14 protein-coding genes are annotated in these 12,118 nt (G+C 71.9%); 6 read left to right on the forward strand and 8 right to left on the reverse strand.

Annotated elements, in window-relative coordinates; genetic code table 11:
* Positions 1–3 precede the first annotated feature (3 nt).
* Positions 4–261, reverse strand: coding sequence for a WhiB family transcriptional regulator (locus tag ACIP8Z_RS25050; RefSeq protein ID WP_003953983.1), 258 nt, complete (start codon positions 259–261; stop codon positions 4–6).
* Between the two features lie 318 nt (positions 262–579).
* Positions 580–1,548, reverse strand: coding sequence for a diacylglycerol/lipid kinase family protein (locus tag ACIP8Z_RS25055; RefSeq protein ID WP_402087020.1), 969 nt, complete (start codon positions 1,546–1,548; stop codon positions 580–582).
* Between the two features lie 268 nt (positions 1,549–1,816).
* Between ACIP8Z_RS25055 and ACIP8Z_RS25060 the strand changes: the two genes are divergently transcribed.
* Entirely contained in the window at positions 1,817–2,251 is a 435-nt protein-coding gene (locus tag ACIP8Z_RS25060; RefSeq protein WP_319309922.1) for a hypothetical protein, read from the forward strand.
* A 7-nt stretch (positions 2,252–2,258) separates the two neighbouring features.
* Here ACIP8Z_RS25060 and ACIP8Z_RS25065 read toward each other — a convergent pair whose 3' ends face one another.
* The 3 genes from ACIP8Z_RS25065 to ACIP8Z_RS25075 form a co-directional block, all read right to left on the reverse strand.
* Positions 2,259–3,341 (reverse strand): RNA polymerase sigma factor SigF, encoded by a 1,083-nt coding sequence (locus ACIP8Z_RS25065; protein WP_402087023.1) that lies wholly within the window; start codon positions 3,339–3,341, stop codon positions 2,259–2,261.
* Positions 3,338–3,751, reverse strand: coding sequence for an anti-sigma regulatory factor (locus ACIP8Z_RS25070; protein ID WP_019889334.1), 414 nt, complete (start codon positions 3,749–3,751; stop codon positions 3,338–3,340). Before ACIP8Z_RS25070 ends, ACIP8Z_RS25065 begins: the two co-directional genes overlap by 4 nt.
* 319 nt (positions 3,752–4,070) lie before the next feature.
* Positions 4,071–4,331, reverse strand: coding sequence for a UBP-type zinc finger domain-containing protein (locus ACIP8Z_RS25075; protein ID WP_187622460.1), 261 nt, complete (start codon positions 4,329–4,331; stop codon positions 4,071–4,073).
* Positions 4,332–4,370: 39 nt separating this feature from the next.
* Between ACIP8Z_RS25075 and ACIP8Z_RS25080 the strand changes: the two genes are divergently transcribed.
* Positions 4,371–5,966, forward strand: coding sequence for a Na+/H+ antiporter (locus ACIP8Z_RS25080; RefSeq protein ID WP_402087026.1), 1,596 nt, complete (start codon positions 4,371–4,373; stop codon positions 5,964–5,966).
* Here the strand turns inward: ACIP8Z_RS25080 and ACIP8Z_RS25085 are convergent.
* On the reverse strand, positions 5,942–6,916 hold the full coding sequence (locus ACIP8Z_RS25085) for a 1-aminocyclopropane-1-carboxylate deaminase/D-cysteine desulfhydrase (RefSeq protein ID WP_402087029.1): 975 nt from the start codon (positions 6,914–6,916) through the stop codon (positions 5,942–5,944). The genes ACIP8Z_RS25080 and ACIP8Z_RS25085 overlap by 25 nt on opposite strands.
* Before the next feature lie 67 nt (positions 6,917–6,983).
* Complete coding sequence (locus ACIP8Z_RS25090) at positions 6,984–7,574, reverse strand: N-acetylmuramoyl-L-alanine amidase (protein ID WP_402087032.1); 591 nt, start codon at positions 7,572–7,574, stop codon at positions 6,984–6,986.
* Between the two features lie 304 nt (positions 7,575–7,878).
* On the opposite strand from ACIP8Z_RS25090, the gene ACIP8Z_RS25095 reads away from it, so the two are divergent.
* Both ACIP8Z_RS25095 and ACIP8Z_RS25100 read left to right on the forward strand, forming a co-directional pair.
* Complete coding sequence (locus ACIP8Z_RS25095; RefSeq protein ID WP_402087035.1) at positions 7,879–9,297, forward strand: family 2B encapsulin nanocompartment shell protein; 1,419 nt, start codon at positions 7,879–7,881, stop codon at positions 9,295–9,297.
* A gap of 100 nt (positions 9,298–9,397) precedes the next feature.
* Positions 9,398–10,447: a family 2 encapsulin nanocompartment cargo protein polyprenyl transferase gene (locus ACIP8Z_RS25100; RefSeq protein ID WP_402087496.1), complete on the forward strand. Its 1,050-nt coding sequence runs from the start codon at positions 9,398–9,400 to the stop codon at positions 10,445–10,447.
* Positions 10,448–10,462: 15 nt separating this feature from the next.
* On the opposite strand, the gene ACIP8Z_RS25105 is transcribed toward ACIP8Z_RS25100, so the two are convergent.
* The gene (locus ACIP8Z_RS25105; RefSeq protein ID WP_402087037.1) at positions 10,463–11,038 is read right to left on the reverse strand and encodes a TetR/AcrR family transcriptional regulator; all 576 of its coding nucleotides are present in this window, start codon (positions 11,036–11,038) and stop codon (positions 10,463–10,465) included.
* 108 nt (positions 11,039–11,146) lie between these two features.
* Between ACIP8Z_RS25105 and ACIP8Z_RS25110 the strand changes: the two genes are divergently transcribed.
* Entirely contained in the window at positions 11,147–11,728 is a 582-nt protein-coding gene (locus ACIP8Z_RS25110) for a dihydrofolate reductase family protein (RefSeq protein ID WP_402087040.1), read from the forward strand.
* A gap of 42 nt (positions 11,729–11,770) precedes the next feature.
* Complete coding sequence (locus tag ACIP8Z_RS25115) at positions 11,771–12,082, forward strand: hypothetical protein (protein ID WP_402087042.1); 312 nt, start codon at positions 11,771–11,773, stop codon at positions 12,080–12,082.
* Positions 12,083–12,118 lie beyond the last annotated feature (36 nt).

The following is a 12,118-nucleotide window of genomic DNA, read 5'->3' on the forward strand; positions in this document are numbered from 1 at the left end:
GCGTCAGGCGCTGGCGTTACGCGCCCGGTTGCGAGCGGCACGGCGCTTCATCGCGCGGCGCTCGTCCTCGCTGAGGCCACCCCAGACGCCGGAGTCCTGGCCGGACTCGAGCGCCCACTGCAGGCACTGCTCCATGACGGGGCAGCGGCGGCAGACGGCCTTGGCTTCCTCGATCTGCAGCAGCGCAGGACCGGTGTTGCCGATGGGGAAGAACAGCTCGGGGTCTTCCTCACGACAAACGGCGTTGTGACGCCAGTCCATGGCTGCTACCTCTCTAGGGTGTTACAAGCTGGTTGCTTGTGAATGTGAACGCTTTCACGAATCCCCCCGCAAGGGAAGGGCCGACTGCCAGGTGAACTGGTGTGGTCCTAAGACTGAGGAGGGGTTCTGGCTCTCAGTGGAGGCCGGTGTTGCGGGCCGTCCCGATCGCCAAGAAGAGACTCCCAAACCCCAGCAACGGATACAACCCCTTCCGGAAAGTTTTTTTTGATTCCTCGGTGTCGGCTAGGTCACAGCCGTACTTCTAAGGGGTGGATGCGCGCCTAAACGTTCGAGTGAAAGGACTTTAGGCCCTTCCACTCACACAATCACACGCAGTGCACGGCGTACGCCTGTGAACGTCACGCTCGTACGCAGTCCCAGGTGGTCTCCGTCCATCTGCAGGGGGAGGGGAACCTTGGAATGCAAGGTGAAGTCGGTCAGGTCGTGCAGAGTTGCCGCATGCTTGCCGCGCGGCCCTCGTTCCGGGGTCGAGGTGAGCAGCTGGGTGGCGTACCGGGCCACCGCCGGGGTGGAGAGACGGCGCAGTCCGAGGACGTCCAGCGCGGTTTCGAAGGAGGCCTCCGGGGACGCGTACACCGGGCGATTGCCCAGGTAGGTCCAGGGGGAGGTGTTGCAGATTATGGAGAGGACCAGGTCCTCGACCGGCTCGGCGCCGGGGCGCTCCAGGGTGATCGTGCCGTGCCGGCGGTTCGGTTCCTCCAGGAACTGGCGCACCACCTGGCGCAGATAAAGGGCGTGGGTGGATCTCTTCCCGCGTTCCCGCTGCTGTTCGACCCGGCCGATGACGCTGGCGTCGAAACCGAGACCGGCGCAGAAGGTGAACCAGCGGGAGGGGACGGATTCGTCCTCCGTGCCCGGTGTTCCCGAGGCGAGACCGAGGCTCACTGTGCGTGCGCGCCGCTCACGCATCGCGTCGAGCAGGGCGCCGGTCGCCTCCACGGCGTCGTTCGGCAGTCCGAGGGCGCGGGCGAAGACGTTCGTCGATCCGCCGGGGACGACCGCGAGGCCCGGGAGCCGGTCGGGGTCGGGCCCGCCGTGCAGCAGTCCGTTGACGACCTCGTTCACCGTGCCGTCGCCGCCGAGGGCCACGACCAGGTCGATGGTGCCGGAGTCCGCGGCCCGTCGGGCGAGGTCCCGCGCGTGCCCGCGGTACTCGGTGGTGACCGCCTCCAGCTTCATCTCGCTCGCCAGCGCGTGGATGAGCACGTCACGGGTGCGGGCACTGGTGGTGGTGGCTGCCGGGTTGACCACGAGAAGTGCGCGCATGAGCGCCAGGGTACCTACCCGGCGGTACCGGGCCCAGTCCAGCCCGAACCCTGGACGTATCCACCCGCCCTCGGGCAAGCGCGACCACCCGGGTCGGGTGCCGCGTCCGCGGGCCTCGCCTGCGTGCTGCCGCCCGGCTCCGCCTACGTCCTCCCGCCCGGCCTCGCCGACGTGCTCCCCGGCTCCGCCTACGTCCTCCCGCCCGGCTCCACCGGCCTGCCTCGCCCGGCTTCCGGCGGGCCGGGCGGCCCCCGCTACCCTGCCCTGTATGAGCAGTCCCGCTGAGAGCAGCACGGAGCAGACCCCCCGCCCCGCCCGACTCGCCGCCGCGGCGGCCGTGGCCGGTGTCGAGGCCCTCGGCCTCTTCGTCGGGGGTGTCTACATGCTGGTGCACGCACTGACCGGGACGTCCGAGGACCTCACCGGTGCCGCGACGGGCGCTGTGACGCTCGTCGCACTCGGGCTCATCCCGCTCGCCGCCGCCCGCGGCCTGTGGACGCGCCGTTCCTGGAGCCGCGGTCCGGCCGTGATCACCCAGATCCTGGCCCTGCCGGTCGCCTGGCAGATGATCCAGGCGAACAGCGTGATGATCCCGGCCGGCGTCGTCCTCGGACTCCTGGCCCTCACCGGGCTCGTCCTCCTGGTGAACCCGGCCACGACCGAGGCGCTCGGCATCCGGCGCCCCGGTCAGGACACCACGTAGCGGTCCCTCACTCCTCCACGAGGAGCTTCTCCCGCAGCTGCGCCAGGGTCCGGGCCAGCAGCCGGGACACGTGCATCTGCGAGATGCCGACCTCCTGCGCGATCTGCGACTGGGTCATGTTCCCGAAGAAGCGAAGCAGCAGGATCCGCTTCTCCCGGGGCGGCAGGTCCTCCAGCAGCGGCTTGAGCGACTCGCGGTACTCCACCCCCTCCAGGGCCTCGTCCTCCGCGCCGAGCGTGTCCGCCACCGCGGGCGACTCGTCGTCCGTGTCGGGGACGTCCAGGGAGAGCGTCGAGTAGGCGTTCGCCGACTCCAGACCCTCCAGGACCTCCTCCTCCGAGATCCCGAGCCGCTCGGCCAGCTCGTGCACGGTCGGCGAGCGGCCGTGCTGCTGGGAGAGCTCCGCCGTCGCCGTGGTCAGCGAGAGCCGCAGCTCCTGGAGCCGGCGCGGCACCCGGACCGCCCAGCCCTTGTCACGGAAGTGGCGCTTGATCTCGCCGACGACCGTCGGGGTCGCGTACGTCGAGAACTCGACGCCGCGCTCCGGGTCGAACCGGTCCACCGACTTGATCAGACCGATGGTCGCGACCTGCGTCAGGTCGTCCAGCGGCTCGCCGCGGTTGCGGAAACGCCGGGCCAGGTGCTCCACCAGTGGCAGGTGCATCCGCACCAGCTGGTTGCGCAGCTCGGCCTTCTCCAGGGAACCCTCCGGCAGCTCACGCAGCGTGACGAAGAGCGCGCGGGCGCCGCTCCGGTCGTGCGGGTCCGGGGTGACGGGGACGTCGGGGACGTCGTCGGGCTCGTCCCCGTCCTCCGCCTTCTCCGTCTCCGCGACCGTCTCCGTGACCGTCTCCGCGGCCGTCCCGGCGACGGCCCCGGTGACCGTCTCCGCGGTCGCCGCCGCGCCCCCGCCCGCCTCGGAGGAGCCCTCCGCACGCGCGGGGCCCCGGGGGGCCTCGGAGACGCCTGGTGTCTCGGGAACCTCGTGGTGCTGCTCGTGCTCGCTCATCTGGTCCGCCTGCTCCGTAGCGACCTCATACGGCCGTGCCTGCTGCTCAGGGATGCCGGCCGTCGCGTCCCCGCGCCTCACGCCGGGCCTGGCCCCGCGCCGCGCTGTTTGTACAGGCTGATCGAGACCGTACGGTCATCGGCCACCGACGATTCCACCTTCCCGGCCAGTGCCGACAGCACCGTCCAGGCGAAGGTGTCCCGCTCGGGCGCCCGGCCGTCCGTGGTCGGGGCGGAGACGGTCACGTCGAGGGAGTCGTCGACCAGCCGGAAGACACAGCTGAGGACGGATCCCGGCACGGCCTGCTGGAGCAGGATGGCGCAGGCCTCGTCGACCGCGATCCGCAAGTCCTCGATCTCGTCGAGGGTGAAGTCCAAGCGCGCCGCGAGGCCGGCCGTGGCCGTACGCAGCACGGACAGATAGGCACCCGCAGCGGGCAGCCGGACTTCCACGAAGTCCTGGGTCCCGGGCTCGCCTGCGATCTGGGACACCCTCACCTCCAAGGTGGCACAAGCTCATTCGGGGCTCGGGGGGAGAGGCCCCCGAACCGGGCGGTACGCAGGGGGCTGCGCAGTCCGCCGTGACGCTATCGCGATCCGTCCCGCCGTGTCGCCGCGCACCCCTGCCCCCACCGGCCCCCCGGTCCCCGGTCGTCACCCATGGTAGGCCCATGGGTACGTACGGTGGGTAGGGGGCTGCGGGGGCCGAAAGCGAGCGACCGGCGGAGGGGTGACGTACCCAACCGTGGGGCGGGCGAATCGTCGAACGGCCGAATCGCCGGACGGTCGGACCATCGGTCCGGCCGGGGACTCAGACGATCGACCCGTCCACGAAGCACCAGCGCCAGGCCTCGCCCGGCTCGAAGGTCCGCATCACCGGGTGCCCCGTCGTGGAGAAGTGCCCCGTCGCGTGCTGCCCCGCCGAGGAGTCGCAGCAGCCCACGTGCCCGCAGGTCAGACAGAGCCGCAGCTGGACCGGATGCGTACCGTCCGCCAGGCACTCCGGGCAGGTGTCGGCCAGCGGCGCCGGTTCGGGGCGCGGCATTTCGGCAACGTGCGGGCACTCGCTCATGATGGCCAGGTTACGTTGCGGGACGAGACGGGGACGGGCATGGACGCTCTACAGCTGGTGGCACTCGTGGCGGCGAGCGCGGCGATCGCGGGACTCGCCCGCAGGACCCCGGTGCCCGCACCGCTCCTCCTGGTCGCCGCCGGTCTCGCCGCCGCCTACGTCCCCGGAGTGCCGGACTACACCCTCGACCCGCACATCGTGCTGCCGCTGATCCTGCCCCCGCTCCTCTACACGGCGGCCGTCGACTCCTCGTACCTCGACCTGCGGGCCAACATCCGGCCCGTCGCGCTGCTCTCCGTCGGGTACGTCCTCTTCGCCACCGTGGCCGTGGGCTGGCTCGCGTACGTCTTCGTGCCCGATCTGCCGCTCACCGCCGCCCTGGTGCTCGGCGCGGTCGTCGCCCCGCCGGACGCGGTCGCCGCCACCGCCATCGCCCGCAAGCTCGGCCTGCCGAACCGGATCACCACGATCCTCCAGGGCGAGTCCCTGGTGAACGACGCGACCGCCATCACCGCGTACAAGGTCGCCCTCGCGGCCGCCGTCGGCGAGGGCCTGAGCTGGGCCGGCGGCCTCGGGGAGTTCGCGCTCGCGGCCCTCGGCGGCATCGGCGTCGGCCTGGTCCTCATGGTCCCCATCCACTGGCTGCGCCGGCACCTCGGCGACTCCCTCCTGCAGAACACGCTCTCCCTCCTCATCCCCTTCGTCGCCTACGCGGCGGCCGAGGAGGTCCACGCCTCCGGAGTCCTGGCCGTCGTCGTGGTCGGCCTCTTCCTGGGCCACCGCGCCTGGCAGGTCGACTTCGAGACCCGCCTCCAGGAGGAGGCCGTCTGGAAGATGGTCGCCTTCGTCCTGGAGTCCGCCGTCTTCGCCCTGATCGGCCTTCAGCTGCCGTACGTGGTCCAGGAACTCGGGCCGTACGGGATCGGCGAGGCGGCCTGGTACGCGGCCGGGGTGTTCGTCGCGGTGGTCGTGGTCCGGTTCGTCTGGGTCTATCCGGCGACCTTCCTGCCCCGCCTCTCCGCCCGGATCAGGGAACGCGAGCCGGAGGTGGACTGGAGGGCCCCGCTCGTCGTCGGCTGGGCCGGCATGCGCGGGGTGGTCTCGCTCGCCATCGCCTTCTCCATCCCCGTGGTCACCGACGGCGTGGAGTTCCCGGCCCGCAACCTCGTCCTCTTCCTCACCTTCACCACCGTCATCGGCACGCTGGTCGTGCAGGGCCTCACCCTGCCGCCCCTCATCCGCTTCCTGAAGCTCCCCGGGAAGGACCGGTACGCCGAGACCCTGGCCGAGGCGCAGGCCCAGAGCGAGGCGTCGCAGGCCGCCGAGGCGCGCCTCGACGCGCTGCTCGCCGACGAGCGCAACGCCCTGCCGAAGCCCCTCGCCGACCGGCTCCGCACGGTCCTGGAGCGGCGCCGCAACGCGGTCTGGGAGCGGCTCGGTGCCGTCAACGCGGTCACCGGGGAGACCGCGGACGACACCTACCGGCGCCTGTCGCGCGAGATGATCGACGCCGAGCGCGAGGTCTTCGTACAGCTGCGTGACGCCCGGCGGATCGACGACGAGATGATGCGGACGCTGCTCCGCCGGCTCGACCTGGAGGAGGCCGCCGCCTACCGCGAGGAGTCCGCGGGCTGAGCCCCGCCGTCCCGCCGGGCCTCCCCGTCCCGCCCGGCCCCGCCGCCGGGCCGAGGCGTGTCCGGGGCGCCCGTGACGACCGCCACGAGCCGGGTGCCCGCCGGGAACGCGCCCTCCTCCGCCAGGGTCGTGAGGCCGAGCAGCATTTTGGCCACATACAGCCGCTCGATGGCGAGTCCGTGCCGCGCCTCGAAGTCGCGTGCGAACGCGTCGAGAGCCGGGGACACGCGCGCGTAGCCCCCGCCGTGGAAACGCTCGTCCAGGCTCCAGTCGCCGCGCGGCCCGCCGAACGCCGCCTCCTGGAGGGCGCGTACCTCCCCGCCCAGGAAACCGCCCTTGAGGACCGGGACGCCCAGAGCCTGCTGCCCCGCGGCCAGGCCGGCCGCGAGACCCGCCAGGGTGCCGCCCGTGCCGCAGGCGACGGCCACCGTGTCCGCCACCCCGGTGAGCTCCCGGCCCAGCTCCACGCAGCCCTGGACGGCGAGCGCGTTGCTGCCGCCCTCCGGGACCACGTACGCGCCCGCGGGGGCCTGTTCCAGGAGCGTCGCGCGCGTGGCCGGGTCGTTCTTCGCGCGGTACGTGGCGCGGTCCACGAACACGAGCCGCATCCCGTCCGCCGCGCACCGCGCGAGCGAGGGGTTGAGCGGCCGCCCGGCCAGCTCGTCGCCGCGCACGATCCCGACCGTGGGGAAGCCGAGCAGCCGTCCGGCGGCCGCGACCGCGCGCAGATGGTTGGAGTACGCGCCGCCGAAGGTCAGCACGGGACGGCCGCCCGCCGCCGCCAGGTTGAGCGCGAGCTTGCGCCACTTGTTGCCGGGCAGGTCGGGATGGATGAGGTCCTCGCGCTTGAGCGACAGCGTGAGCCCGCGCCGGGTGAAGCGCTCGTCCTCCACCGGTTCCAGGGGCGAGGGGAGCCGGGGCCGCAGGCGGGAGAGGTCGAACGCGTTCACCCGGCCATTGTCCTTGCGTCGGGCCGTGGTCCGGGTGCCGGGCCGTCGGCCGGCGCGGTCCGCACGGTCAGCGCAGGAGGTCGGCAACCCGCTCGCGCATCGAGGCCATCGTGAAGCCGCGCGGGTCCACCTTCCCCGGCTGCCACTCCAGGTGCCCGATGACCGAGCGCTGCGTCCAGCCGTGCACCCGGCACAGCGCGGCCGCCGCCTTCGCGATGGCCTCCAGCTGGACCTTCGGCCACGGGTCCTCGCCGTCGCCGAGGTTCTCGCACTCGAAGCCGTAGAAGTACCGGTTGCCGTCCGTGGTGGCCTCGTCGTCCCGGGGCAGGCCCTGCTCGGCGATGACCGCCCTGAGGACCTCGTCGTCGCCGAGGCCCGCGTGGTTCGCGCGGCCGTAGCCGACGAGATGGACGGTGCCGTCCTTGGCGATCACGCCGTGACAGAGCGGCCCCGGCAGGCCCCCGTAGCCGTCCCGGCAGATCCGGACGGTGTTCGCGGTCCCGCGGGTCACGGTGTGATGGATCATCACGCCGTGCACGGGGCCCCAGGGTCCCTTGTGGTTGCGGTTGTGGGTGGACCATGCGCCGACCTGCACGACCGTGAGGCCCGCGTCGCGCAGCGCGTCGAGGAACCTGCTCGCTGACATGGGGCTGGACATGACCGACTCCCTTCGGAGGACGGGTGGGGGCTCCCGGAGCGCCGGAGTACCGGAGTAACCGGAGTCCGGCGTACCGGAGGTTCCGGAGTACCGGAGTCCGCTCCTCCGCCGCCATCCGTTCGGGCCGTGTGCGAGCCGATCCGGACAGGGTCCCGTGGAGCGGGTGGGACTCCGCTGTTCGGATGGAAATCACGTGACATGCCCCGAAGATCGTCGAACAGTCCCACTCGAATGTGTAATGGCGCCGACACGTTCCGTGCTGAAAGGCTTCAACTCGCAACTCAGTCATACGAGAGGGAGTTCCATGTCCGTTGGTTCGGTTGGCGACGAGGTACGCGTCGCGGAGCAGCAGGCGCCGCAGCAGAGTCTCGGCACCGCTGCCGCGCGGAACCTCGCCACGACCACCAAGTCGGCGCCGCAGATGCAGGAGATCACCTCACGGTGGCTGCTGCGGGCGCTGCCCTGGGTCCAGGTGCAGGGTGGTACGTACCGGGTGAACCGGAGGCTCAGCTACTCCGTGGGGGACGGCCGGGTCACCTTCGTCCAGACCGGAGAGCGCGTCGCGGTCATCCCCGCCGAACTCGGCGAACTCCCCGTCCTGCGCGGCTACGAGGACGAGGAGGCCCTGGCCGAGCTCGCGGCCCGCTGCCGCCAGCGGGAGTACGCGGCCGGTGAGGTCGTCGCCGTCGCCGGCGAGCCGACCGACCGGGTCCACCTCCTCGCGCACGGAAGGATCGAGCAGATCGGCGAGGGGCCGTACGGCGACGAGGCCGTCCTCGGAGTCCTCGCCGACGGCGCCTACTTCGGCGACAACGCCCTCGTCGACCCGGACGCCACCTGGGAGTGGTCCGCCCGCGCCGCCACCGCATGTACGGTCCTGGAGCTCACCAGGGACGACGTACGGAACCTCGCGGAGCGGGCCGGCTCGCTCGCCGCCCACCTCGCGAGCGTGGCCGCCCTGCCGCACCAGCGGACCAACCACTTCGGCGAGGCCGAGATCGACCTCTCCGCGGGCCACGTCGGCGAGGCCGTCGTCCCGCACACCTACGTCGACTACGACGCCTCGCCCCGTGAGTACGAGCTGAGCGTCGCCCAGACCGTGCTGAAGGTGCACAGCCGCGTCGCCGATCTCTACAACCAGCCGATGAACCAGACCGAGCAGCAGTTGCGGCTCACGGTCGAGGCGCTCCGCGAGCGCCAGGAGTACGAGCTGGTCAACAACAAGGAGTTCGGCCTCCTCGCCAACTGCGACTACGGGCAGCGCCTCCAGCCCCACGACGGCGCCCCCAGCCCCGACGACATGGACGAGCTGCTCTCCCGCCGCCGGGGATCCAAGCTCTTCCTCGCCCACCCGCGTGCCATCGCCGCCTTCGGCCGCGAGCTCAACAAGCGCGGTCTGGTGCCCGAGACGATCGACATCAACGGCAACCGCATCCCGACCTGGCGCGGAGTGCCGATCTACCCCTGCAACAAGATCCCGGTCTCGGACGCCCGGACCACCTCGATCATCTGCATGCGTACGGGCGAGGCCGACCAGGGCGTGATCGGTCTGCACCAGACCGGCATCCCCGACGAGATCGAGCCGAGCCTCTCCGTCCGCTTCATGGGCATCGACGAGCAGGCGATCATCTCCTACCTGGTCACGGCCTACTACTCGGCGGCGATCCTCGTCCCGGACGCGCTCGGGGTCCTGGAGAACGTCGAGGTCAGCCGCTGGCGCTGAGCCGACGACGCCCGGGGGCGGGGACCGAACCCTCCCGCCCCCGGGCGCTCCCGGCCCGTCGCCGCGCAGCATCGCCACGGAGGAAACGAAGGAAGTGACCTTGACCATTGCCGGCGGGGATGCCGTCACCGACGGTCAGGGGGCCGTGCGGCTCCTGGACCGGACGCGGACGGCCGTCCATCCCCAACTGCGCTCGACCGTCGAGACCCTGCCCGGTTCGATACGGCGGGTCGCGATGTACCACTTCGGCTGGGAGCACGCCGACGGCACCCCGGCCACGGAGCCGCCGGGCAAGGCCATCCGGCCCGCCCTGGTCCTCGCGGCGACCCGCGCGCTCGGCGCGGACGAGGCCCCGGCGGTGAAGGCCGCGGCCGCGGTGGAGCTCGCGCACAACTTCACCCTGCTCCACGACGACATCGTCGACGAGGACGTGACCCGGCGGCACCGGCCCACCGCCTGGACGGTCTTCGGCATCCCGGACGCGCTGATCGCCGGTGACGCGATGAGCGCGCTCGCCCTGCGGATGCTCGCCGAGGATCCGCACCCCGCCTCGGCGGCCGCCTCCGCCCGGCTCGCCGCCTGCGTCATCGAGCTCTGCGCCGGACAGCAGGCCGACTGCGCCTTCGAGCAGCGGGCGCCGCGTGAGGTCTCCCTCGACGAGTGCCTGGCGATGGCCACCGCCAAGACCGGCGCGCTGCTCGGCGCCTCCTGTGCCATCGGCGCGCTCTACGCGGGCGCGGGGGAGGAGGAGGTCGCGGCGATGGACGCGTTCGGCCGGGAGGCGGGCCTCGCCTTCCAGCTGATCGACGACCTCATCGGGATCTGGGGCGACCCGGACCGTACGGGCAAGCCCGCCGGGGCCGATCTGGTCGCCCACAAGAAGTCGCTGCCGGTGGTGGCGGCGCTCGCCTCGGGGACGCCGGCGGGCGACGAGCTGGCCGAGCTGTACGCCCGCCCGGTCCTCGACGCCGCGGCGGTACGGGCGGCCGCGGACGCGGTCGAGCGGGCCGGCGGGCGCGACTGGGCGCAGGACCAGGCGGCCGAGCGGATGGGCCGCGCCGTCGAGCATCTGGCCCAGGCGGTCCCGGACCTGGCGGCGGCGGGGGACATGCTGGCGCTCGCGGAGTTCGTCACGCGGCGTACGCGCTGAGGGGTCGGGGCTTCGTCACGCCTCGGGGACGATCCGGTTGACCACGGTCTCGATCAGGTCGTCCAGGTCCCGGTCGCCGTGCAGGCCGGGGACCGTGAAGTGGTCGAGCAGCAGCCCGGTGAGGGCGAAGTAGAGCAGCCGGACGGTGTCCGCGTCCCCGGGCATCCCGGCTGCCAGGTGCAGCTGGATGTTCGCGTCCAGATCGCCCCGGAGCACCTTGGTGAGCTGGGTCCGCAGCTCGGGGCGGCGCACCGCTTCGAGCCGGAGCTCGAAGAGCCCGAGGTAGCAGGTGCGCTCGGCGGCGAGCCGCTGGGCGACCTGGCGCATGAGCTCGACGACCAGGGCGCGGCTCGGCGCCGGCAGCAGGGCGGTCTCGATGGCTCCGGGCTCGGGGGTGAGCCGTACGAAGATCCGGTCGGCGACCTCGGAGAGCACCTGGTCCCGGTCGCGGAAGTAGTTGGACGAGGTGCCCGTGGGGACCCCGGCGCAGGCGTCGACCGCGCGGAAGGTCAGCCCGCGGGCGCCTTCGTCCGCCAGGACCTGGATGGCGGCGTCGAGCAGCGCCGTACGTCGTTCGGGGTTTCTCGCCATGTCGTTCCTCCTTCTTCGAAAATAGGGCTTGCGTAACCACTACAGGTGAAGCACTATAGCCGTCGTGGTTGCGATCGCGGCCACGATCCGTAGTGGAAGAGGACCGGTTTGCGCAAGCTCACGTACTTCATCGCCTGCACCATCGATGGCTTCATCGGTGACCCCAAGGGCGATGCCACCTCCATGTACCAGTTCGTGGACGCAGAGTTCCTGGAGTTCCTGGGCGGCGAGTACCCGGAGACCGTCTCGGCGCCGGGCCGGGAGATGCTCGGGATCGACGCCGAGAACCAGCGGTTCGACACCGTCGTCCAGGGGCTGGGCTCGTACCGGCTCGCCCTGGATATCGGTGTCACCAGCCCGTACGGCCATCTGCGGGAGATCGTCGCCACCCGCTCGCTGGCCGAGTCGCCCGACGCCAACGTGGAGCTGATCGCCGACGACCTCGTCGGCCGCGTCCGCGAGCTCAAGGCCGAGGACGGCCCCCTGGACATCTGGCTCTGCGGAGGCTCCACGATCGCGGGCGAGCTCATCGAGGAGATCGACGAGCTGATCATCAAGACCTACCCGCAGGTCTACGGCTCCGGCATGCCGATGTTCGGCGCCGACTTCGAGCCCCGCGACTTCGAGCTGAACGACCTCCGCGTCTTCGGCAACGGCGCGTTCGTCCGCACGTACACCAGGAAGCGGTGACGGCGGCAGGCGCTCCCGTGCGAGCCGTCCTACCCTGGTCCTATGGGTGACGAGGCGCCTCACACGACGCGGGACCCCAGGTCCGAGCACGACTGCCCGGCCTGCGGGCAGCCGCGGGTGACGACGGCCACCCGGCACAAGGTCCTCGGGGCCTGGGTGCCGGAGTGGGAAGTGCAGCCCTGCCGCAACCCGGACTGCACGCTCTACGAGGGCGTGGAGGCGGACCTGGGCGAGAGCGTGCGCACGGCCGCCGACGTGGTCGCGGGTACGCGTCCCGTCGCGGGTGCGGAAGCCGCGAGCACGCACGTGACCGGCAAGAACGGCGAGATCGGGAGAAGTCAGGCCACGGGGTGACCGGACGCGCGCCGGAGCCTGTCCTCCGGCTACAGT

Origin of the sequence: Streptomyces sp. NPDC088553, assembly GCF_044752965.1 — a bacterium.
Classification (GTDB): Bacteria; Actinomycetota; Actinomycetes; order Streptomycetales; family Streptomycetaceae; genus Streptomyces.